The organism is Campylobacter upsaliensis, assembly GCF_900637395.1.
GTDB classification, from domain to species: domain Bacteria; phylum Campylobacterota; class Campylobacteria; order Campylobacterales; family Campylobacteraceae; genus Campylobacter_D; species Campylobacter_D upsaliensis.
Map to the genome: position 1 here is coordinate 714333 of NZ_LR134372.1, position 22454 is coordinate 736786.

The window sequence follows — 22454 nt, forward strand, 5'->3', positions numbered from 1 at the left end:
TGCTAGAATTGGCGATTTAAAATAAGCTAAGGATAAATTATGGACTTAAAATTAGCAAGAAATTTAATCAATGACAAGCCTAAAAATATAAGCTTGAGTAAGATTGAGGATGCGGTGGAGAAGGAAGGGCAAAAATTTTTTTATTTTGATAAGGAAAATTCGCACAAGCAACTCATCGCTTTAGTAGAACATTTTGAAAAAAAAGGTTTAAATGTCTATCATAGAATTATTCGCTATGGACTTGACGAGCAAGATTATATGTATGAGGTGCATATTCTTTGAGTGCTAAGAAATTATTTATCCAAACTTTGGGTTGTGCGATGAATGTAAGAGATAGTGAGCATATCATCGCTGAATTAACGCAAAAGGAGAATTATAGCCTCACAGAGGACATAAAGGAGGCGGATTTAATTCTCATTAACACTTGTTCCGTGCGTGAAAAACCAGTGCATAAGCTTTTCTCAGAAGTCGGTGGCTTTGAAAAAGTGAAAAAGAAGGGTGCTAAAATAGGTGTTTGCGGTTGCACGGCTTCGCATTTAGGAGAGGAAATTTTCCGTCGTGCGCCTTATGTGGATTTTGTTTTGGGAGCTAGAAATATTTCTAAAATCACTCAAGCGGTCAAAACTCCGAAATTTGTCGGGGTTGATTTAGATTATGATGAAAGTGAGTTTGCTTTTAGCGATTTTAGAAATAGTCCTTACAAATCCTACATTAACATTTCCATAGGTTGCGATAAACATTGCACTTATTGCATAGTCCCACATACTAGAGGAGATGAAATTTCTATCCCTTTTGAATTGATTTATAATGAAGCTAAAAAGGCGGTAGAAAAGGGTGCGAAAGAGATATTTTTACTTGGGCAAAATGTCAATAATTATGGCAAAAGATTTAGAAACGCTCATAAAAAAATGGATTTTTCCGATTTGCTAAACTCTTTAAGTGAGATTGAGAATTTAAGACGCATTCGTTTTACAAGTCCGCATCCTTTACATATGGATGATAAATTTTTACAAACTTTTAGTCAAAATGAAAAAATTTGCAAAGCTATGCATATGCCTTTGCAAAGTGGCTCAAGTGAAATTTTAAAAGCGATGAAAAGAGGTTATAGTAAAGAGTGGTATTTAGATAGGGCTTTAAAGCTTAGAGAGCTTTGCAAAGATGTCAGCATTTCAACAGATATTATCGTAGCATTTCCGGGAGAGAGCGAGAAGGACTTTGAAGACACTTTAGATGTTTTGGAAAAGGTGCGTTTTGAGCAAATTTTTTCTTTTAAATACTCCAAACGCCCCCTAACTAAAGCCGCCACAATGCCAAATCAAATTCCAGAAGATATTGCCTCAAAAAGACTAAGTTTTTTACAAAATCGCCACGCAGAAATTTTAGATGAAATCACAAAAAAGCAGGAAAATCAAACTTTTGAAGTGCTTTTTGAAGAGCTAAGGGCAAATAATGCCGTAGCAGGTCGCACGGATAATAATTTTTTAGTTCAAATTCAAGGCAGCGAAGAAATGCTAGGCACAATGAAACAAGTGAAAATCACAAACGCAAAACGCATGGTGCTTTATGGGGAAATTGTTTAAAAAAACGCTTTTTATAAGACTTGTCTTTTTTTTGCAATGGCTCATTTTTTTAAGTTGCTTTAAGCGTTATCATGGCAAGGAGGTCGATGATGAGCCTTGCGTTATCCTTTTTTGGCACGGACGCCTTGCTTTGATGCCATTTGCTTTTAGGCGTTTTAGAAAAAAAGGCAAAAGAGCTTTTGTGATGATTTCTCATCATAATGATGGGGAATTAATCGCCAGACTTATTCATCTTTATGGCTTAAATGTGATAAGAGGTAGCACTTTTAGGGGTGCTAGCACTGCTCTTCGCTCGGCTTTTAAAGTATTGGAGCAAAAAGACGATATAGTTATAACGCCTGATGGTCCAAGAGGTCCAAGACATAGCATTTCAGATGGAGCGATTTTAATCGCACAGAAAAAAAATGTTAAGATAAGAATTGCTAATTATGAAGCAAGTCGTTTTTGGGAATTTAAAAGTTGGGATAAAATGATTTTACCTAAGCCTTTTAGTAGATTAATTTATAGTTTAAGTGAGCCTTTTGATGTTTCTAATTTGGAGAAAGATGAGGCTAAAGTTTTGATTAAAAAAGAATTTGAAAAAATTTGCCAACGCGATAGTTTTAAGGAGCAGATATGACGCCATTTTTTAAAAAAATCTTGCCGCAAATTTTTATGAGTGCGATTTTAGAAGATAAAAAAAATACGCTTAAAATTTGCACTTATCGTAATAAAAAGCTCATTAAAAAATTAGAAAAAACCTTTGACAAAAGCGAACAACTCATTACCTTTATCAAAAATTATGATAAAAAATTTTTCCCCTATTATATAGCCTTATTTTTAGATAGCGAGGAGCAAGGAATTTTACCAAGTGGGGAGCAAAATTATGATGAATTTGGTATAGGCAAGATGAGCATTAAAACTCTGCCTTTGGCGAATGTTTTGCTTTACACGGCGACTGAGCATATAGAGTATTTTAGCGAGTTGTGTGAGGATTGTGGGGGGCTTGATTTTTTATTTTCTCCTTTTGCCTTACTTCATTTTTGCATCCAAAAAGAGCAAAAAGATGATAAAACAAGGCTTTATGCCTTCAAAAATTCTCAAAGTTTAGCTCTAATGGTCTATAAAAATGGTGAAATTCTTATAGGCTCTTACAAGCTTTTTGAAAAGACTTTAAGTTTTCAATTTGATGGTTTTGATGATGGTGAAATTTTAGGCGATGATGGTTTGAGTGCGGAAACTACGCCTTTAGAAGAGGGCGAAGAAAAAAAAGAAGGCGAAATCACTTTGGATAATTTTAACGAAATGTTAGGAGATAAAATAGACGCTTTAGACCAAGAGCAAAATGATGGTGAGAGTATCGTAGAAAAGCCACAAGAAGATGTAGAGATGGATGATTTGGGAAAATTTGGTGCAGATATGGAAATTTGTCGCTTTATCATCTCAAGCATAGAAAGCTTTTATCGCGATTCGCATTATGGGGGAGATTTTATCGATGAGCTTGTTATTTTTAGTGATGAGATGTTGCTGCAAGGCACCTTAGAATTTGTGGAAAGTGAAATCTTTTTAAAGCCTCAAATTAAGCTCATTGATACCCATGAGCTAATGCAAGAAGTAATGCAAAAGGAGCTAAAATATGACTTATAGCTTTACGACCCCGCAAAAACGACCGCTATTTAATCTTTTGGATAAAATTTGGATCGTGCTTTTTGCTTTTGCGATTATTTTTATATTTTTTATTTTTGCGATTTATGAGTTTCGTATAGTTTTGACACATAGCTCTATTTCTGGAAAAAAAGAAGAGGTGAAGCAAACTACGGAGCAGATTAAAAAAAGTGAAGAGCTTTATCTCATCTTACTAGAACAAAGTCAAATCGCTGCACAATTTAAGGAGAAAAATCAAAATATAAAGGATAGTCTTAAAAATCTTTTTGATATGACCTTAAAAACGAGTGGCATAAGTTTTGATAGTGTGGAACAAGACGAATTTGCCCTTAAGCTTACGGGTGTAAGCCCTACAAAAGAGATGTTTGCCTTGCTTTTGGAAACGCCTTTAAAAAGTATATTTGACGAAACAAATACAAGTTATTATGAACTTGATAATGGCTGGTATCGTTTTGTGAGTGTTAGTAAAATTGTAGGAACTCAAGATGAAAGATAAAAGCTTTGAAGAAATTAATGTTGTTAAAATTCTTGTCTTAACCCTTAGCTTTATCAGTGTTTGCACGGCTTTAATTTTATTTTTACTCTTACCTACTTTAAAAGCCTATAAAGAACTTAGTGTAAGAGAAAATTCGCAAATAGCCCTTCTAAATGCCACCAAAGCGAAGCTAAATGCAAGCGAAACTAAAATAATCCAGCTAAAAAGCGAAAACAATAAGAGCTTAGAGCAGTTTCAAACGAGTTTAAATGAGAAAAATTTTCAAACTTTTTTAACGCTTTTTTTTAAAAATATTAAGATAAAAACCCTTGAAAATGCGAAGGAACTTTACCTAAAACACACGCTCTTAGTTCAAGCCGATTTAGCTTCTCCTAAAAATTTATATGATTTTATCGATGCTTTGCAAAATTATGATAATCTCATCAAAATAGACTATCCCTTAAACTTAAAAGCAAAAAAAAGCGGCATAGAGCTTAGTTTTATCGCTAAAATTTATGGGGAAAAATAATGCTACACGCAAAGATAAAGAATTTTTCTTATATAAAATCTTGCACAAAATCTTTTGGACAGGATTTAGAGCGATATAATTTTGATAATATCAATAACCTACCTAGCAAATGTATTGTAAATTTTGAGAATAAAAGCTTTGCTATAAGCAAGTGGGTAAGCCCCAAACGCACAAGATCTTATCCTTATGCTAGAGTGTATGATACTTTTAGCAGTGGTACAAATAAGGTAGTAACGATAATCCCACTAATCAAAGATGAAGGGATAAATGGCGATAGGGATTATTTACAATGGGATAGCCTTAGCCTTATGAGTTTGCTCAATGTTTATGTGATTATCGCCTTTTATGACAAGGCAGATTTGCACCCCACAAAGCAGGGCAAAATTACCAATCAGCAATTTAATAATGAGTATATTTGCAAACAACTTAGTGAGCTTACAAATTATCATCAATCCGCATTGCATTGGAATATAAATCAGCTTGAAAATCTTCCTGCCTTAGCACAAAAAGCTAAAAATGCTTATGTGGATATTGCTACATCTCTTGGTGTAAAACTACACAATATAGAAAATATTGATAAATTCATCGCAAAAATCATAAAAAGCAAAGAATCTTTTATGGATTTCTCAAGGACAAAGGCTAGGGCAGCACAGCATAGAGAAATGCTAACTTTGCAGCCAAAAGAGCAAATTGGCATAGGGCAAAAATGCAAAATCACCATAGAAAACTATTTAGGTGGGCAGTATTTTTTCACTTGTGATGATGTGCTATTGCAGGATAATGTTTTAGTTTTGTGTGAAAGTAAGCATAGTAAAAACGCATTGCTTCCAAGTAGTGATGATATAAAAGATGGACTCTTAAAACTTATGCTTTATAACAATATAGATTCTATTGTGGGCTATGAGAAGTTTAAGGTGGTTTTGCGACTTACTTCGGGGCTTTTACAAGATAGCCATATATTGCCTAGTGATAATTTGCAAGATTTTATCAACCGCAATACTTTTTCACAAACGCATATTGCAACACTTCAAGCACTTAATATAGAATCTAGCAACAATCATTTTGAAGTATGGATAAATCTATGAAAAATTATCATAAATCTCCGCTTCGCTATCCCGGGGGCAAAAGCAGGGCGATAAAGTTTCTACAAGACTTTTTTCCTAAAGATTTTAAAGAGTTTAGAGAGCCATTTTTTGGCGGTGGGAGTGTGGGGCTTTATCTCGCACAAACACATACAAACGCAATTTTTTTTGCTAATGATTTAAACTATGATTTATACTGCTTTTGGCAGACATTAAAAGTGAATTCTATGCGTCTTATTAAAAAGATTGAAGCGATAAAAGAAGCTTATAAAGATGGCAGAGAGTTACACACAGAGATTTTAAGCCGCAGGAGGCAAGATTTAAGCCCATTGCAAAGGGCGGTAGATTTTTTTATCTTAAATCGCATTAGCTTTTCAGGGCTGCTTGATTGTGGCGGATATTCTCAAAAGGCGTATGAATCTCGCTTTACACAAAGTAGCATTGAGCGGCTTAGGGCAATGCCTAAAATTTTGCAAAATTTTCATTTTAGCAGTGATGATTATGAAGTGCTATTGCAAAAAAAGGGGCAAGGCGTGTTTATATTTCTTGATCCGCCTTATTTTAGTGCGATTAAATCAAAGCTCTATGGCAAAAAGGGTGATTTGCACACAAGCTTTGACCACAAAAGGCTTTGTGAGAATCTCAAAAATACAACACATAAATTTTTGCTAACTTATGATGATAGTGAGTTTATTAGGGATCTTTATAGGGATTTTTATGTAAAAGAATTTAGCGTGCAGTATGGTATGAATAATTTTAAGCAAGATAAGGCACAAAAGGGCAGAGAGCTTTTGATTAGCAATTTTGCTTTATCTAGCCTTTCACTTTTTAGTGCGTAGAATTTTTATATTAATTAATATAAGTTTTTACATAAATTTTACATTACAAACTTTTTAATTTTACATTAGCCCTATATACTTTTACAAACTTTAAATTTTTAAGGAGTATGCTATGAAAAAATATGCATTGGGTTTATTGGCAGGGTTGGTGCTTAGCACGAGTGTGATGGCTGAAAATATTTTTCCAATTTCTAGGGAACAGGGTTCTGGAACGCGTGGAGCATTTGTGGAAATTTTTGAAATTCAAAAAAAAGTTAAAGACAAAAAAATCGATGCGACCACTCAAAAAGCTGAAGTTACAAATTCAACAGGCGTTATGCTAACAACTGTTGCGAATTCTAAAAACTCCATAGGCTATATCTCGCTTGGCTCTTTAAATGATAGTGTTAAGGCACTTCAAATTGACGGCGTAGCACCAAGTGTAGAAAATATCAATAATAAAAGCTATAAAATCTCTCGTCCTTTTAATGTTGTAACAAAAACAACAAATCCGCTTATTGAAGACTTCCTAAAATATAGCACTTCAATAGAAGCAAAAGCTATTGTAGAAAAAGCAGGTTATATTGCAACAGCGAAGGAAAGTTTTAAAAGCTCAAAGCCAGAAGGTAAATTAATCGTAGCAGGTTCAAGCTCGGTAACTCCTTTAATGGAAAAATTAGCAGAATCTTATAAAGCGGTTAATCCTAATGCTGTGATAGAAATTCAACAAAGCGATTCTACAACAGGTGTAAATAGCGTAGTTGAGGGCATTGCCGATATTGGTATGGTAAGCCGTGAGGTTAAAGATAGTGAGCTTAAAAAGGGCGTTACTCCGCTTGTTTTGGCTATTGACGGACTTGCTGTAATTGTTAATAAAAGCAATGGCGTAGAAAATCTTTCTAAAGATTCTGTTAAAAAAATCTTTATGGGAGAAATTACAGATTGGCAGGATGCTAAATAAGAAAGCTTAACTAATGCAAGAAAAAATTTTTAAGGGCATTTTTGCCCTTTGTGCCTTACTTTCTATTTTTGCCGTTTTGATGATTTGTTTCTTTTTGTTTGCGAATGCTATTCCAACGATTACTCAAATAGGACTTTTTGATTTTATTTTTGGTTTAGACTGGTATCCCACAGAGGAGATTTTTGGAATTTTTCCTATGATAGTGGGAAGCATTTATGTAACAGCTCTTGCGATTTTAATCGGTGTGCCGCTTGGTGTTTTAAGCGCCATTTATCTTTCGCGTTTCGCAAATAAAAAGGAACAAAAATATATCCTACCAGCAGTAGAATTGCTAGGAGCGATCCCTTCTGTTGTGTATGGATTTTTTGGGCTTGTGGTAATAGTCCCACTTCTTGCAACGACTTTTAGCGGAATTCCTGGCAAAAGCGTTTTAGCGGCAGCTTTGATATTAAGTATTATGATTTTACCAACTATCATTTTAGTTTCAAAAGCAGCCATTGATGCCCTTCCTCAAAGCTATTATGAGGGAGCTTTAGCACTTGGAGCAAGTAAAGAAAGAAGCGTGTTTTTCGCACTTATACCAGCGGCTAAAAGCGGAATTTTAGCTTCCATTATTTTGGGAGTTGGCAGGGCTATTGGTGAAGCTATGGCTGTCATTATGGTCGCTGGTAATCAAGCCCTAATCCCAACAAGCGTTTTAGAGGGTGTTAGAACCCTAACGACTAATATAGTCCTTGAAATGGGCTACGCACAAGATTTACATAGAGAGGTTTTAATCGCAAATGCGGTCGTGCTTTTTGTTTTTATCCTACTTATTAACACTTGCTTTAATGCACTAAAAAAGGAAGTTAAATGAAAGCAGATAGACTTACTCTTACTTTAGCCTTTTTAATGCGTGTTTCTATGATTAGCGTTTTGCTTATTTTTCTTATTTTAATAGGCTTCATTTTTATTAAGGGTGTGGCACATTTAAATTTAGAAATGTTTGCGTGGGAGTATAATAGCAATAATATCTCTATGACTCCAGCCATTATAAATACGCTTAATATGGTCCTTTTTGCCCTTGCCCTTGCTATGCCGCTTGGCATTTTTGGGGCGATTTATTTGAGTGAGTATGGCAGTAAAAAAAGTAAAATTTTAAACGCTGTAAGGATTGCTTCTGAGACCTTAGTGGGAATTCCTAGTATAGTTTATGGTTTATTTGGGTATTTGGCTTTTGTGCTTTATTTTGGCTTTAAAACTAGCTTTGTTGCGGGGGGTTTGACCTTGGCAGTTATGATTTTACCCCTCATTTTAAGAAGTGCTGAGGAGGCTTTAAAATCTGTGCCTATGAGCTTTAGAGAAGCGAGTTTTGCTCTTGGTGCTGGGAAATTGCGAACTATTTTTATCATAATTTTACCCGTTGCAATTCCAGGAATTTTAGCGGGAGTGATTTTAAGCATAGGTCGCATAGTGGGAGAATCTGCCGCTTTACTTTACACTTCAGGAAGTGTGGCTAAGGTGGCTGGGCTTATGGACTCAGGACGAACTTTAAGTGTGCATATGTATGCGATTTCAAGTGAAGGACAGCATATCAATGAAGCTTATAGCACGGCGATGATACTTATCATCATCGTCTTTTTAATCAATCTTGGCTCAAATTATTTGGCTAAAAAATTAGTAAAAGCGTAGGGAGTGAAATGAAAAATTGTTTTGAAATTAAAAAAATGTCCTTGCATTATGGAGAATTTCAAGCTTTAAAAGATATTAATATGGACATTAAAAAGGGTAAGGTTACAGCATTTATAGGTCCTAGTGGGTGTGGGAAATCGACCTTTATTAAAAGTTTAAATCGTATGAACGATTTAGTGGAAAATTGCAAGATTAAGGGTAAAATTCTTTTTGATGGTAAAAATATTTATAAGGATTATGATGTCAATCTTTTACGCAAAAAGGTCGGCATGGTGTTTCAAAAGCCTAACCCCTTTCCTATGAGCATTTATGATAATATTACTTTTGGTCCCAAAACACACGGCATTAAGAAAAAATCTAAGCTTGATGAAATCGTAGAAAGCTCCTTAAAAGACGCTGCTTTATGGGACGATTTAAAAGACAGGCTTGATAAATCGGCACTTGGCTTAAGTGGGGGACAGCAACAACGCCTTTGCATAGCAAGAACTTTGGCGGTTAATCCAGAAGTCATTTTAATGGACGAGCCAACATCAGCACTTGATCCTATCTCAACACTTAAAATTGAGGAGCTTATTTTACGCCTTAAGAAAGAATATAGCATTATTATCGTTACGCATAATATGCAACAAGCCGCTAGAATTTCTGACCAAACCGCCTTTTTCTTGCTTGGTGAAGTGATAGAATTTGACGATACTAGCAAAATTTTTAACAATCCTAAAAACAAAAAAACTCAAGATTATGTTAATGGAAGATTTGGCTAAAATATCTTTTTATTTTAGTGAGAGGATTTTATTTGGTTTTTGTTTTAGAAGATGATGCAAATATTTTAGAGCTTGTTTTATATGCGTTAAAAAGTCAAAACATTAACGCACAAGGCTTTTTAGATATAGAAAGTTTTAAAAAGGCTTTAAAGGCTGAAATTCCGCAAATTTTGGTGCTTGATGTTATGCTTCCTAATGCCAGTGGCTTTGAAATTTTAAAAGAGCTTAAAGCAAATGCTAATACTAAGGATATTTCTGTTTTAATGCTCACGGCTTTAAATCACGAAATTGATAAGGTTAAAGGGCTTGATTTGGGTGCTGATGATTATATCACTAAGCCCTTTAGCGTAATGGAATTTATCGCTAGAATTCGGGCGATTTTAAGACGCACATCACAAGAGCAAAATGCTGAAAATATCGTTTTAGATGAGCTTGAGCTATCTTACAAAACGCGTGAGGTTAAGGTCTGTGGTGCGGTAATTGTGCTAACTCTTAAAGAATTTGAGCTTCTTGGCTTTTTACTTAAAAATCAAAATAGAGTCTTTAGTCGCGATGATTTGCTAGAAATTCTTTGGGGGTATAGTTATAGTGGCGAGAGTAGGACTATTGATATACATATCAAAACTTTGCGTCAGAAGCTAGGCATTGCAAGTCGTTTTATTAAAACAATCCGCGGTGTAGGCTATAAAATTTCTAAAGATTCTTAATGCAAAAAAAGCTTTTTTTCATTATTTTTAGTGTCATTTTTGCTTTGGTTTTTTTTATTAATGTTTTTTTGATTTTAAGTGAAGAAGAATTTTTCATAGGGCAAGATTTTTCTTGGCTTTTATCTTGTGTTTTAGCTGAATTTTTTTTAGTTTTTTTATGTAGTTTTTTCTTGGCTAGATTTTTGTCCTATATTTTTTTAAAACCTTTAGAAAAGATCGATTTTGAAAATTTAGAGCATATTCCCTACCCAGAGCTTAAAAAAATGCTTGAAAAAATCAAGCTAGAAAACAAAGCCTTTAAAATTCAATTTAAACACCTAAAAAGAAAAAAACAAGAATTGCAATCTTTAACGCAAAATATGAACGATGGCTTAATTTTCATCTCTCGCACAGGAGAAATTTTAAGTGAGAATTTAAGTGCGGAAAAATATTTTGCCAATCTCAATTTAATTCATAATATTTTAGAGCTTAAAAATTCACAATTTTTAGAATTAGTTTTGAAATATCTTAAGGAATTTAAAAAGGAGAAATTAAAAAGCGAAATAAGAGAAAATTTCACTTTCCATTATCCTAATAATTTAGAATGTGAGCTTGTTTTCTCTCCCATTTTTTCGCAAAAAAAGAAATTTAAGGGTATGCTTATCGTGCTTTGTGATATCACAGAGCTTAAGCGTTTGCAAAATTTACGCAAGGAATTTAGCGCCAATGTAACCCACGAGTTAAAAACTCCGCTAACCTCCATTATGGCAAGCTCTGAGATGATTAAAAACAAGCTTGTAGCTCCTCAAGATTTGCCCAATTTTGTCGATAAAATTCATTTAGAGTCTAAGCGTCTTTTAGATATGATTAATGAAATTTTAAAAATCTCTTTTTTGGACGAAACGCAAACCCTGCCTTTTCATAGGGTCAATCTCAAGGAGGTCGTAGAACGCGCTTACAAACGCCTAGAACTTCTTGCTAATCAACACACAATTCGTTTTGAGTTAGACTTAGAAGATGCTTATATTTTAGGCATTGATGAGCTTTTAGAAAATTTAGTTTTTAATCTTTGTGATAACGGCATTAAATATAACCATAAAGGCGGTTTTGTCAAAGTGAGACTTAAAAAACTTAACAATTTTGTGGAACTTAGCATTAGGGATAATGGCATAGGAATTCCTAAAGAATTTCAAGAAAGGGTGTTTGAACGCTTTTTTTGTGTGGATAAAAGTCGCAGTAAGAAAATCGGCGGAAGCGGACTTGGACTTTCTATCGTCAAATCCGTCTTAAAACTTCATAAAGCAAGCATAGAGCTTAAAAGCGAACTTGGAAAAGGATGTGAATTTAAAATGCGTTTTATGCAAAATTTGCAAAAAGCTTAAGCTTCACGCCCTTACCAAATTAAATTTTTAAAATGCTTTTTTTTTGAATTGTGTTAGAATTGCGAAATTTAAACAAAGACTATCTTTTGTCATTGCAAGAAAGGAATTTTATGAAGACCAAGCGTATAAAGAATAAAAAAATCGGCGTTATCATCGTGCTATCAACCACACTAGTAGGTGGTTTAGACGCCCAAATTATCCATATTGATAAGTTTTTTTACCGCGATTTTTTGGACTTAGGGCAGAATAAAGGCGCGTTTACCACAGGGGCAAAAGATGTCATAATCCACTCCCTCAAACAGCCCGGCGTTTCTGTAAGCTTTGAAGCCCCTATCATCGACCAATCCGCTAGAAGTAATAATGGTAATTCCACCGCTTTAGGGCGAAATTTTGTCATCACTGCTACGCATGTGGCAGGCAGTAGTGGTGATAGCAGTGATGCACTTGTCAATTCATTAAATGCAGAAGTGAAACGCTGGGGGCAGACAAGTTATAAGATAAGTGAAGATAGCAGATCCAACAACTACGGCTATGATGTGTCTTTTACGCGGTTTAATAAATATATTGTGGAAGGGGAGATGGAAATCTTTGACGCAAAATTAGAGTCGTATAGCAAAGATAAAGAACAAAAAAATTTAGAAACTTTAAAAAAATATTTAACTAACAATGCGACAAACAACAAGGGTGAACTTATTATTTTTCAAGCAGGTTCAGGGATATTAAGCCTTTTCAATGCGCCTGGCAATGGATTTAATAGAGCTGGGATAGCGGCGATTAGTGGGACGCGTGGGGGGAGTTTTAGTCGCCCTATTGATTTAGAGAGAATTACTTATGAAAATTCCACAGCAAATCAAAATGTCAATGCGAGAGGTATTCAACTCATAGAATTTACGGATAAAACTTGGGTAAATGGTATTAGTCCCGGGGATAGCGGAAGCGGATTCTACATTTATGATAAGACTAAGAAAAAATGGCTACTGCTTGGGGTAACTTCTAAGGCGGATTTGGTAGGGCAGGGCAGTGCCGGTGTGGCAGTGGCAACCAAAGCAGACTTTGAAGAATTTAAAAAGCAAAATGAATGGGAGTTTGATTTAAAAGGAGGGCAGAACTGGACTTTTGAAAAGCAGGTAGGGCAACAAGCAGAATTTAAACAAAATGGCTCAAATAGTAAACAACTCCAAACTGATAAAGATATAGTCTTTCAAAATGGTGGAACTATTGATTTAAAAGCGGATATGGATTTAATGGTAAGTGGGCAAGTCGGTGGGCTTGTGTTTAAGGCTAAAGCAAATAATGGAACTACTGAAACGACTTATACAATCACAAGCAATGGCACAAATAATAATATGCCTTTTGGTTTTAATGGCGCAGGGCTTGATATAGAAGAAAATGTCAAAGTGGAATGGGGGCTAGGGTTTATCAATGGTAAAAAGACGGCAGATGACGCATTGCATAAGGTCGGCAAAGGCACACTAATCTTTAAAACAGCACCACAAAATCCAAGCAGTGATGGTAAATATGGCTATCTACGCGTAGGCGATGGCAAGGTCATTTTTAATACAGATAAACAAGTCCTTGATGGTGTGCATCTCACAAGTGGGAGGGGGACTTTAGAACTGACTAAAGATAAGGCACAAGCTTTTGGTGCGAGAAAGAATACTTCATCCATAGACGCTAAATTACCTAATCATTTTATCCTAGACCAAAATAAGGTTACTGAGCTTGGATTCTACTTCGGCAATGGCGGGGGAAATTTTGATCTAAAGGGCAATAGCCTAACGCTTAATACTATCTCTAGCAATGACGCACACGCAAATATTATTAATACTGACACTACGCAGAACAGCCCTAGTGCCATTACTATCGAGGGTTATGGATATGATACAAGCAAAAATAAAACACACGAAAAAGCAAATACCATTATCCACGCAAGTTTTGGGCAAGATACAAAGAATAGCACAACTACTAGTCCAAATACAAACAATAATCTCAATCTCATCTATAAAGGTAATGGCACAGCCGCACTTATCTTTGATGGTAATATCGATGCGAAGGGGCTTGAAGTAGGTAATGGTAAGGTCGTTTTACAAGGACACCCTACAACTCACGCTTATATTAGAAATGAAAATGTAACCGCTACACAATATGGGAAACCCGGACAAAAGAATTTCTTAAACCTTGTGAAAGGTGCGGAGGGCAAGAGCCTACCTACTTGGATGGACCTAAGTCGCCCTAGCACTTTGGACCAGCCTGACTGGGACCATAGAGTGTTTAAATTTGAAAGAATTGATTTAAGTAGTGGTGCTAAGCTTGATATAGGGCGTGAGGCGACTTTGGATGGGCATATCGAGGCGAATTCTGGCTCGGTGATTAACTTCGGCGGAGATATAGAGCATTATATCGACAAAAAGGACGGCGAAAACACTACGGGCAATGGCTTTGACTATCGGCAAGAAGTGGAAAAGAAAACGCTCACAGATAAAAATATCGCTAATCAAACGACACATTTTCACGGCAGCATTACAGCCGATAACACGACTATCACATCGGGGATTTATGACTTTAATGCTAAGCTTAATTTGACAAATAATGCGAATTTGACAGCAGACTATCTTACCCTTGATAGAGAAAAGCATAATAGTGGGGCGATTTTAACGATGAATAACAGCACCGCAAATGTGAAAAATCTCATCTTTAGAAGCTTAAATGGCAATCATAGTGGGATTATTAACGCAAGTGGCAGTGGCACGCTACAAGTAACGCAGTCTCTAGGCTTTGAGAAATCAAGCTTTGATTTGAGTAATCTTAATAGCATAAATGGTATGAATAAGCCGGGGCAGTATGATATTTTTGCTAAGGATAAATCAAATATTACAGGGGCAAACACAACAATCACTGGCAATGTGGGCGTGATGGGTGGCTCTACTTTAAACATACAAAGCATTAATTTAGAAAGTGTGAATAAAAATTCTATTATAGTTGATGGACAAGGCTCAACACTAAATGTAAGCGATAAAATCAGCACGAGAAATCAAGATAATGTAACGATACTTATAAGAGGTGTTTCAAATGCTAATCACGCTACGCTCAGTGCGACAAAGGGCATTGAGCTAAGTGGGAGTGCGACAAAGGGCTTAAATATAAATTGTAGTGGTAAAGTTGGCGTAGAGTGCTTTAATAACACGCAAACTAGCAATATTATCTTAGCAAGTGGAGGAAAGCTAGACGCAAACAACCTCAAGGCGACTAATCTAGCTCTTAATGTCAGTGTAGATAAGAACTCAGACTTTTTAGCTAAGGGTAAAACGCTAGAAAGCAGTGCTTCAAGCGTAGCCTTAAATTTTGAGTTGGGTAAGGAGCGTGAATTTGACATTGACGCTAAGAGTCAAAGCCATATCACGCTTAATGCTTATACAGCTAATGACACGACAAAAGCTACAAATGCTTTATATCAAGGCACACTAAAGGCGGATAATTCTAGGATAGATGTAGCTTTAAGCAATATTACCGCAAAGGTAGATTTAAGTAATGGAGCGAGTCTTAACATCGCACAGGGAGGGACTTTAACGCTTGATAACACTCATAATAGCATTAGCTTAAATGGAAACAATACTACGCTTAAAGCTGATACTATCATCGCCGATAAATTAAATAACCTTACTTTAAATGTAATGGGTGGGGCTAAATTTAATGTGAGAGATTTTGTATTTAAGAGCGGAACTTTAAGTAATAGCGCATTTTATGGGGAAAATGTCCATTTACAAGAGGGTGCGAATCTTACTTTAAACGGCGGTGGTTTGATTAATCATAATCTTTACATCAGTGGTAAATCGAATTTCAATACAAATAGCAACGATGTTTTACTTAGCGGAGGGAAAACCCTAGTTGTGGGTGGCGAGTCTAATTTTAAGGTAGATAATAATGACGGCACTTTAAGCGTTAATGGTGGTGGTAATACAAAAATTCAAACCGAACTAGGTTCAACGCTAGGTATCAAAAAGCTTTTAGCTCAAGGTGGTAGTTCTGTAAGTATAGAACTTGATTTACCACAAGGCTATACAAAAAGCACGCAGAAAAATTTCAGCATCGAAGCAAATAAGGGTAGTAATGTCTATCTCACTAGTTGGGATATGAACCGCGAAAGTTTTGATAGTAAAAAAACTACAAGCCTTAAAACAGATGATAATTCGAGAATCCACTTTGATACCCTAACGCACGATATGACTAAGACAAATAACACGCAAACTCCTATCGCCGCAAATCTCTCTATCTCTCAGCATTTACATCTAGAAAATGTCGGCAAACAAAGCTCTGGAAGTCAGCCCTTTAAGATGATGACAATTAAAAATGAAAATGCTCTAAGTCCTAGAAATCAAATCCACTCAAGCTCAGATTCTTTAAGTTTAGCCGCACAAGTGGGAACGAGTGAGGATAGATTTCACGCATTAAAAGTAGAAAATAGCAAAAATCTCACCCTAGAAAATGGCACACGCATTGATGTGAAGCTTGATAGTAGTATTAAGACAAATCATAATGATAGTTTAGCACTCAATAAATATTACACCCTAATTTCCGCTGGGAGTATCACTGATAAACGCACAGATAAGAGAGTTAATTTTAGCTTTACTAGTGCTATGCCTTTACACTGGAATACGATAGTCGAAGAAGGGCAGGTCAAGGTCAAATTTCTTAAAGAAGACCCAAGCTCTTATAAGGAATTATCAAAACACATTAACAATGATAAATTGCTAGATGTTCTCATTCAACATAATCCAAAAGATGATTTTGTACAAATGGCAGGGACGGCGAGTCAGTATGAGGAGCTAGAGGGGCATTTAGGTAAGATTGATAAAGATATGAATGATATAGCTAAAAATAGCGTGAATATTGTGGAAAAAGTGCTTTTGACAAATAATCAAAATATAAATGCACGCGTTTCTCAAGTAAGATACACACAAAAAAACTTTGCTTTAGCTCCTGTATTACTTGCTAGCAATGATGTTGAGGCGATGTCTTTGGCTTTTGAGGAGTTAGAAACTAAGAGAAACAAGGTCTGGGCTAATACAAGTGCTGGAGCATTTACGGAGGGAAGAGGTGATGCGAATCTTAAATTTTATAGTATCAATGTGGGCTATGATAAAGTGTTTGATAGGGATAATGGAGAGCTAATGCTAGGCGTTATGGCTGGGCTTGGTAGGTCTAATTATGATGCTTCTATTTTTAACAATCAAGCTACGCTTGTTAATTTTGGTTTTTATGGTTTATATCAAACTGGTAATCACGAGTTTCAAACTAATCTTTCTATCAGTTCTATTAATGGCGATAGAAGTGTGCAAGGGGTTTTAGGAAGTGAAAATGCGAAGTCAAATTCTTATGGACTTCTTTCTCACAATTATTATAAATATCACTATGCCTTGAAAAAGGGAGAGAAATTTGAGAGTTTTATTAAGCCTATGGGGCTTTTGAGTGTGGGATATGATGGTATAGGAACTTATAAGGGGAGTAATTATGCGCAAAAGGGTTTTGATGCTTTTAATATAGGCTTAGGTGCTGGAGTGGAATATGCTCTCGTGGGCGAAAAAGAGTCTTATGGCTTTTCACTTCTAGCAAGGCAAAATATCTATAACTCGGCAAATCAGGTTTTTGTTAGCTTGAGTAATGCTAAAAGTTTCATCGGCTATGAGCTTAATGCCGAGCCTTTAACCTTTGAACTTGATTTTATAGGAAGAAGAGAGCTTGATAAAGGTTTTGGACTACAATATGGATTTTCAATTATGAGTGATGTGGAGGGAGGCTATGGAGGTAGAGGCAATATTAATCTTGAATACAAATTCTAATATTTTGACCTCTATTTTTAATGCAGGTTCGTTTTTTTCTTTTAGCCTTTAAGATTTAAGCCCTTAGGGCTTAAATTTCACGCTTTTACTAGGCTTACATCCTCACCTTTCATCACTTGATTCATTGTATTCATTGCACACATTTTTCCGCACATCGAGCAAGAATTTAGTTCCTCCGGTCGTCTTTCATTAAACATTTTTTTCGCCTTTTCTCCATCAATTGCCAGTTTAAACATACTCTCCCAGTCTATCTTTTGCCTTGCCACACTCATAGCATCGTCTCTTGCTCTTTCTTTTGGAAGTTTAGCTAAGTCTCCTGCGTGAGCGGCGATTTTAGTTGCCACTATGCCGTCTCTTACATCTTGTAAATTTGGTAGTCTTAAATGCTCGGCTGGAGTTACATAGCATAAAATATCCGCTCCAGCCGCAGCAGCTACTGCTCCACCAATCGCTCCGCTGATGTGGTCATACCCAGCACCAATGTCTGTTACTAAGGGTCCTAAAACATAAAAAGGCACACCTTTACAAATGCGTTTTTCTATTTGCATATTTGCCTCTATCTCATTAATAGCCATATGTCCGGGTCCTTCTATCATCACCTGCACTCCAGCATTCCAAGCTCTCTGCGTCAAAAGTGAAAGCTCAATGAGTTCTGCAATTTGTGCCGCATCGCTAGCATCGTGAGTGCAGCCCGGACGCAAGGCATCTCCTAAAGAAAGTGTTACATCATATTTGAGGCAAATTTCAAGTAAATCATCATAATACTCATAAAAAGGATTTTCCGCTTCTTTCATTGCCATCCACGCATAAAGCACCGATCCACCACGCGAAACGATATTTGTGAGGCGTTTTGTCTCTTTAAAAACCCTAGCCGCACGAGAATTTATCCCTGCGTGTATAGTCATAAAATCTACCCCACTTTTAGCGTGATGATACACCACATCTAAAAAATCTTTTGCTTCAATTTGTTTTAAGTCCTTTTCTAAAAAGCCCACCGCATCATATACAGGCACCGTGCCTATCATCGCCTTAGATTTAGCAATGAGCGCGTCTCTAAAATGGCTTGTTTTACCATAATTACTCAAATCCATAATCGCCTCAATGCCAAATTTATGTGCTAAATCAACCTTTTCCATTTCCTCGCTGTAATCAATGCAGTCGTTTGAAACGCCTAAATTGACATTAACCTTAGTGCGAAGTCCTAATCCTATACCATTTGGCTCTAGAGCGGTATGATTGATATTTGCAGGGATAATAATCTTACCCGAGGCTAAATTCTCAAGCAAAAAATCCTTGCTAACTTGCTCTTTATCAGCAACAATTTGCATTTGAGGTGTCCAAGTTCCCTCCTTTGCATAAAGCATTTGTGTTTTCATTTTTATCCTTTAAAGAAATTTGGATAAATGAAGGGTAAGTAGAAAAGTGATAAATCTTCCCAACGCTAGCATTATCTAGTTCTGGTTCGGTCTAAGCTTTTAGCTTACTCTCAGCCTGTCCCACAAGCTCCCGTCATTTATTGTGATTTATTATAGCATTTGTTTTTTAATTTTGCAGTTTTTGTAAAGTGGATAAGCTCTTCTGTGGTTTTAATGTGCGGAGGAAGTTTGCCAAGGCAGTATTTAAAAATTTCAGCTGCTGCTAGGGCGTCATTTAAGGCTCTATGATGTGTGCTTTCTATCTTTAAAATTTCTTTTAAAGCGTCTAGTTTGTAATGTGAGCTTTGGATGCAGCATTGTGCGAAATCTATCGTGCAAATTTTGCGGTTGAGTAAAATGCCAAAGCCACACTCATAAAGACTTTTTGAGATGAAATTATAATCGAATTTGACATTATGCGCGACAAAAACACTATCATTTAAAAAAAGTCTAAAAGCCTCTAAAACTCGCGTTAGATTAGGTGCATCTTTGACCATATTTAGTTCTATGCCTGTAAGTTCGGTAATATTTTGTGGGATTTCATCGACTTTTACAAAGCTTTCAAAGCGGTCTAATTCTTTATGATTTTGAATTTTAACAGCACCTATTTCTAAAATTTGCCCTGAGTTTATCCCGCCTGTGCTTTCTATATCTACGATACAAAAAACTTGCTCTTTAATTTTATTTGTGCGTGTTTTAAGGCTTAAAACATTATCTTTATGAAGATGAAAGCTAAGTCCAAGAAGTTCCAAAATTTCGAGGTCTAACTCATAGTCTTTCAGCTCTTCAACCTTAGCAAATTCCTTCATCACCCAAGGATAAGGCTTACTTTCTTTAACTAATTTAGCAAGGATTTGGTCAATTTGTTGCAAACTCAAAATTCAAGCTTTAAAGATTTAATGGCGTTTTTATAGTCATTTGAGGAGAAAATATAATTACCGGCGACTAAAATATCGGCTCCAGCTTCTTCTAAATCCGCCGCATTTAAGCCATTAACCCCCCCATCGACTTCGATGAAAACTTTAGCTTGTTTTTTTTCTATCAAAGCTCTAAGTTCTCGTATTTTATCATAAACTAAGGGCAAAAATTTCTGTCCTCCAAAGCCCGGATTAACACTCATTAAAAGCACCATATCCACAAATTCAATTAAATGTTCTAATGAACTTATGGGCGTGTGAGGATTAAGGGTGATAGCAGGATGAATTCCTTGCGTCCTTAAATACTCGCAAAGTTTTATAGGGTGGGCTTCTGCTTCAATGTGAAAGGATAAGAATTTGGGCTTTAAGGGTAAAAAAAGCTCGACAAATTTTGACACATCTTTTACCATCAAATGCACATCTAAAGGCACAGAGCTAATGCTTGAAATTTTTTCCAAAACACAGGGTCCAAAGGTCAAATTTGGCACAAAATGTCCGTCCATTACATCAATATGCAAAAGGTCCGCTCCCGCTTCGCTGACAGCTTTGATTTCTTCTTCCAATTTTAAAAAATTCGCCGATAATAAACTCGGTGCTACATACATTGCAAAACCTTAAAAATTTTAATCAAAATGCTAATTTTAACCTTTTTTAGATTAATTTTAAGCTTAAATTGCTATAATTTGCGTTTTAAAAAATTTAAAAGGATAAAAAATGGCAAGAATCTGTCAAATCACAGGAAAAGGACCTATGGTAGGTAATAATGTCAGCCACGCGAACAATAAAACTAAAAGACGCTTTCTACCTAATCTTCGCACAGTTCGCATTACTTTAGAAGACGGCACAACGAGAAAAGTAAGAATTGCCGCTTCAACTTTAAGAACACTCAAAAAACAAAATTCTAAATAATCTTTGAGGAGTAAATCCTCAATTGATTAACTTGCAAATTTTTACAAGTAACAAGTATAAACAATTTTTGAAAATTTTTAAACAAAAATTATACTTTTTTTGTTATAATCTAGCTTTTAATATACAAAAAAGGAGTTTTTATGCTACATGAATTTAGAGACTTAATGTCGGAGCTTAAGGGAAAGGATGCTCATTTTGATAAGCTTTTTGAGCGTCATAATGAGCTTGATGATAAGATTAAAGACGCTGAAGAGGGCAGAGCTTTTTTAAGTGATGCGGAAATTTCTACACTAAAAAAAGAAAAACTCCATGTTAAAGACGAGTTAGCTCAATATCTTGCAAATTATAAAAAATAGGGAGAATTTATATGTTTAATGCAAAAAGTAGTGGAGCAGATTTACAATCCTTAAAAGATGAAAATCAAAAATTACTTAATCAGGTTTCAAATCTACAAGTTGAAAATTTAGAGCTTAAAAATAAAATTGCCAGTTTGGAAAAGGCGGATTCAGAATCGACTCTAAAAACAGATCTTTTGGATATTTTGCTTAAGGGCGTTTTAGAAAATATCACTATAGTACAAAATGATATGCTTGAAAATGTTAATAAGGCTGAAGTGATTTCTACCTATTCTCAAACTTCTCTTGGGGCGATGGATGAGCTAAATCACATCACGCACTCTATTAACGCTTCTTTGAGCGATATTATAGAGTCTGCAAACAAATCGAGAGATACCGCAGGAACGCTACATAGAAGCGTTGATGAAATTTCTAATGTTATTAATCTTATTAAAGATGTTTCCGATCAAACAAATCTTCTTGCACTCAATGCTGCTATTGAAGCTGCAAGAGCTGGGGAACACGGAAGAGGCTTTGCTGTCGTGGCAGATGAAGTTAGAAAGCTTGCTGAAAAAACTCAAAAAGCCACAGCTGAAGTTGAAATGAATATTAACTTACTTAAGCAAAATGCCAATGAGATGTATTCTCAAAGTGAGCAAGTGGAGAAAATCTCAATGGATTCTAACGCGCACATTATGAATTTCTCTGACAAATTTAGCAATCTTGTCAGCGAAGCACACTCGACAAATGCAAATGCTGTTGGCATTGCTTCGGAAGCTTTTGTTTCTTTAGCTAAACTTGATCACATTGCCTTTAAACTTAACGGCTACAAGGAAATTTTTGCCAAATCAAATAAAGCCCTTGCAGACCACTTTAGTTGTCGTCTTGGCAAATGGCTTGCCAGCACTGGTAAAGAAAGATTTGGACAAAGCAGAAGTTTCTTAAATATTAATGAGCCACATCAAAATGTTCATGAAAATATGAACTCAGCTATTCAAATTGCTGGCACAGAAGATGTAACAAGCAAGGCTACGCAACATAAAATCGCCGAAAAATGCAAGACAGCAGAAATAGCTTCGCTAAGACTTTTTGAAGTTTTCAAAACTATGATTACAGAATCGTATCAAGCTCAAACTCAACAAACCCAAGCATAATATCGCCACCTCTTTTGAGGTGGGTGCTATCGATTTCAACTTATAAAATTAAAGATATTTTGTCGTTTAAATATGTTACAATTCAAATTTTATTCATAATATGAGATTAAATTAAAGAGGAATTGATGATAGCAAATGGCATTGGTGGAGCAAATACAAAAACGGGGCTAGTTTTTGAAGGGAAAGTGGATTTAGCGACATTATCCCGGCAAAGGATATGTCGTTGATAGCGTTGGAAAAGTGTTTTATGATGATGAGTTGGTGGCACAAATCTTTAAAAGTATAAGTTTTATAGCTT

Annotated in this window: 21 protein-coding genes and 1 riboswitch; of the genes, 18 read left to right on the forward strand and 3 right to left on the reverse strand. The window is 35.7% G+C overall.

Going from position 1 to position 22454, the window contains the following annotated elements; translation table 11 throughout:
- Positions 1-39 precede the first annotated feature (39 nt).
- The 15 genes from EL158_RS03640 (at position 40) to EL158_RS03710 (ending at position 17426) form a co-directional block, all read left to right on the forward strand.
- Entirely contained in the window at positions 40-282 is a 243-nt protein-coding gene (locus tag EL158_RS03640; protein ID WP_004275100.1) for an HP0268 family nuclease, read from the forward strand.
- Positions 279-1580, forward strand: a complete 1302-nt coding sequence (gene miaB, locus EL158_RS03645; RefSeq protein WP_027303964.1) for a tRNA (N6-isopentenyl adenosine(37)-C2)-methylthiotransferase MiaB — start codon at positions 279-281, stop codon at positions 1578-1580. Before EL158_RS03640 ends, miaB begins: the two co-directional genes overlap by 4 nt.
- The gene (locus EL158_RS03650) at positions 1564-2199 is read left to right on the forward strand and encodes a lysophospholipid acyltransferase family protein (protein WP_004277174.1); all 636 of its coding nucleotides are present in this window, start codon (positions 1564-1566) and stop codon (positions 2197-2199) included. Before miaB ends, EL158_RS03650 begins: the two co-directional genes overlap by 17 nt.
- Positions 2196-3206 (forward strand): DUF8341 domain-containing protein, encoded by a 1011-nt coding sequence (locus tag EL158_RS03655; protein ID WP_027303965.1) that lies wholly within the window; start codon positions 2196-2198, stop codon positions 3204-3206. The genes EL158_RS03650 and EL158_RS03655 overlap by 4 nt, the downstream gene beginning before the upstream one ends.
- Complete coding sequence (locus EL158_RS03660) at positions 3196-3720, forward strand: hypothetical protein (protein WP_027303966.1); 525 nt, start codon at positions 3196-3198, stop codon at positions 3718-3720. The genes EL158_RS03655 and EL158_RS03660 overlap by 11 nt, the downstream gene beginning before the upstream one ends.
- Positions 3710-4228, forward strand: a complete 519-nt coding sequence (locus EL158_RS03665) for a hypothetical protein (protein WP_027303967.1) — start codon at positions 3710-3712, stop codon at positions 4226-4228. Before EL158_RS03660 ends, EL158_RS03665 begins: the two co-directional genes overlap by 11 nt.
- A complete protein-coding gene (locus EL158_RS03670; protein WP_051529125.1) occupies positions 4228-5313 on the forward strand; it encodes a hypothetical protein in 1086 nt (361 codons plus the stop codon). The genes EL158_RS03665 and EL158_RS03670 overlap by 1 nt, the downstream gene beginning before the upstream one ends.
- Positions 5310-6149, forward strand: a complete 840-nt coding sequence (locus EL158_RS03675; RefSeq protein WP_051529126.1) for a DNA adenine methylase — start codon at positions 5310-5312, stop codon at positions 6147-6149. The genes EL158_RS03670 and EL158_RS03675 overlap by 4 nt, the downstream gene beginning before the upstream one ends.
- 112 nt (positions 6150-6261) lie before the next feature.
- The gene (locus EL158_RS03680; RefSeq protein ID WP_027303969.1) at positions 6262-7089 is read left to right on the forward strand and encodes a substrate-binding domain-containing protein; all 828 of its coding nucleotides are present in this window, start codon (positions 6262-6264) and stop codon (positions 7087-7089) included.
- Positions 7090-7102: 13 nt separating this feature from the next.
- The gene (gene pstC, locus EL158_RS03685) at positions 7103-7945 is read left to right on the forward strand and encodes a phosphate ABC transporter permease subunit PstC (protein WP_027303970.1); all 843 of its coding nucleotides are present in this window, start codon (positions 7103-7105) and stop codon (positions 7943-7945) included.
- A complete protein-coding gene (pstA, locus tag EL158_RS03690) occupies positions 7942-8760 on the forward strand; it encodes a phosphate ABC transporter permease PstA (protein ID WP_027303971.1) in 819 nt (272 codons plus the stop codon). Before pstC ends, pstA begins: the two co-directional genes overlap by 4 nt.
- 8 nt (positions 8761-8768) lie before the next feature.
- Entirely contained in the window at positions 8769-9521 is a 753-nt protein-coding gene (gene pstB / locus EL158_RS03695) for a phosphate ABC transporter ATP-binding protein PstB (RefSeq protein ID WP_004275076.1), read from the forward strand.
- A gap of 17 nt (positions 9522-9538) precedes the next feature.
- Positions 9539-10228, forward strand: a complete 690-nt coding sequence (locus EL158_RS03700) for a response regulator transcription factor (protein WP_232008215.1) — start codon at positions 9539-9541, stop codon at positions 10226-10228.
- Positions 10228-11589, forward strand: a complete 1362-nt coding sequence (locus EL158_RS03705) for a sensor histidine kinase (RefSeq protein ID WP_027303973.1) — start codon at positions 10228-10230, stop codon at positions 11587-11589. The genes EL158_RS03700 and EL158_RS03705 overlap by 1 nt, the downstream gene beginning before the upstream one ends.
- A gap of 110 nt (positions 11590-11699) precedes the next feature.
- Positions 11700-17426, forward strand: a complete 5727-nt coding sequence (locus EL158_RS03710; RefSeq protein WP_027303974.1) for a S6 family peptidase — start codon at positions 11700-11702, stop codon at positions 17424-17426.
- Between the two features lie 77 nt (positions 17427-17503).
- On the opposite strand, the gene thiC is transcribed toward EL158_RS03710, so the two are convergent.
- The 3 genes from thiC to rpe all read right to left on the reverse strand — a co-directional run bounded on the left by thiC (position 17504) and on the right by rpe (position 20363).
- Positions 17504-18802, reverse strand: coding sequence for a phosphomethylpyrimidine synthase ThiC (gene thiC / locus EL158_RS03715; RefSeq protein WP_027303975.1), 1299 nt, complete (start codon positions 18800-18802; stop codon positions 17504-17506).
- Positions 18803-18841: 39 nt separating this feature from the next.
- Positions 18842-18946, reverse strand: a riboswitch (TPP riboswitch).
- Positions 18940-19719: a 3'-5' exonuclease gene (locus EL158_RS03720; protein WP_027303976.1), complete on the reverse strand. Its 780-nt coding sequence runs from the start codon at positions 19717-19719 to the stop codon at positions 18940-18942. (Overlaps the previous riboswitch by 7 nt.)
- Positions 19716-20363 (reverse strand): ribulose-phosphate 3-epimerase, encoded by a 648-nt coding sequence (gene rpe / locus EL158_RS03725; RefSeq protein ID WP_027303977.1) that lies wholly within the window; start codon positions 20361-20363, stop codon positions 19716-19718. Before rpe ends, EL158_RS03720 begins: the two co-directional genes overlap by 4 nt.
- 109 nt (positions 20364-20472) lie before the next feature.
- Here rpe and rpmB point away from each other — a divergent pair, with 109 nt between their 5' ends.
- The 3 genes from rpmB (at position 20473) to EL158_RS03740 (ending at position 22156) form a co-directional block, all read left to right on the forward strand.
- Complete coding sequence (gene rpmB / locus EL158_RS03730) at positions 20473-20667, forward strand: 50S ribosomal protein L28 (protein ID WP_004277192.1); 195 nt, start codon at positions 20473-20475, stop codon at positions 20665-20667.
- 140 nt (positions 20668-20807) lie between these two features.
- Positions 20808-21023, forward strand: coding sequence for an HP1242/YdcH family protein (locus EL158_RS03735; protein ID WP_004277194.1), 216 nt, complete (start codon positions 20808-20810; stop codon positions 21021-21023).
- 11 nt (positions 21024-21034) lie between these two features.
- Complete coding sequence (locus tag EL158_RS03740; RefSeq protein WP_027303978.1) at positions 21035-22156, forward strand: methyl-accepting chemotaxis protein; 1122 nt, start codon at positions 21035-21037, stop codon at positions 22154-22156.
- The last annotated feature ends 298 nt before the right edge of the window (positions 22157-22454 follow it).

What these genes read in the sequence shown, in the direction of transcription:
- EL158_RS03705 (WP_027303973.1), top strand. Translation starts at nt 10,228, where the DNA reads ATGCAAAAAAAGCTTTTTTTCATTATTTTTAGTGTCATTTTTGCTTTG.
- EL158_RS03675 (WP_051529126.1), top strand. Translation starts at nt 5,310, where the DNA reads ATGAAAAATTATCATAAATCTCCGCTTCGCTATCCCGGGGGCAAAAGC.
- EL158_RS03670 (WP_051529125.1), top strand. Translation starts at nt 4,228, where the DNA reads ATGCTACACGCAAAGATAAAGAATTTTTCTTATATAAAATCTTGCACA.
- EL158_RS03660 (WP_027303966.1), top strand. Translation starts at nt 3,196, where the DNA reads ATGACTTATAGCTTTACGACCCCGCAAAAACGACCGCTATTTAATCTT.
- pstA (WP_027303971.1), top strand. Translation starts at nt 7,942, where the DNA reads ATGAAAGCAGATAGACTTACTCTTACTTTAGCCTTTTTAATGCGTGTT.
- rpmB (WP_004277192.1), top strand. Translation starts at nt 20,473, where the DNA reads ATGGCAAGAATCTGTCAAATCACAGGAAAAGGACCTATGGTAGGTAAT.
- pstC (WP_027303970.1), top strand. Translation starts at nt 7,103, where the DNA reads ATGCAAGAAAAAATTTTTAAGGGCATTTTTGCCCTTTGTGCCTTACTT.
- thiC (WP_027303975.1), bottom strand. Translation starts at nt 18,802, where the DNA reads ATGAAAACACAAATGCTTTATGCAAAGGAGGGAACTTGGACACCTCAA.
- EL158_RS03710 (WP_027303974.1), top strand. Translation starts at nt 11,700, where the DNA reads ATGAAGACCAAGCGTATAAAGAATAAAAAAATCGGCGTTATCATCGTG.
- EL158_RS03650 (WP_004277174.1), top strand. Translation starts at nt 1,564, where the DNA reads ATGGGGAAATTGTTTAAAAAAACGCTTTTTATAAGACTTGTCTTTTTT.
- EL158_RS03640 (WP_004275100.1), top strand. Translation starts at nt 40, where the DNA reads ATGGACTTAAAATTAGCAAGAAATTTAATCAATGACAAGCCTAAAAAT.
- EL158_RS03735 (WP_004277194.1), top strand. Translation starts at nt 20,808, where the DNA reads ATGCTACATGAATTTAGAGACTTAATGTCGGAGCTTAAGGGAAAGGAT.
- rpe (WP_027303977.1), bottom strand. Translation starts at nt 20,363, where the DNA reads ATGTATGTAGCACCGAGTTTATTATCGGCGAATTTTTTAAAATTGGAA.
- EL158_RS03665 (WP_027303967.1), top strand. Translation starts at nt 3,710, where the DNA reads ATGAAAGATAAAAGCTTTGAAGAAATTAATGTTGTTAAAATTCTTGTC.
- EL158_RS03655 (WP_027303965.1), top strand. Translation starts at nt 2,196, where the DNA reads ATGACGCCATTTTTTAAAAAAATCTTGCCGCAAATTTTTATGAGTGCG.
- EL158_RS03740 (WP_027303978.1), top strand. Translation starts at nt 21,035, where the DNA reads ATGTTTAATGCAAAAAGTAGTGGAGCAGATTTACAATCCTTAAAAGAT.
- EL158_RS03680 (WP_027303969.1), top strand. Translation starts at nt 6,262, where the DNA reads ATGAAAAAATATGCATTGGGTTTATTGGCAGGGTTGGTGCTTAGCACG.
- pstB (WP_004275076.1), top strand. Translation starts at nt 8,769, where the DNA reads ATGAAAAATTGTTTTGAAATTAAAAAAATGTCCTTGCATTATGGAGAA.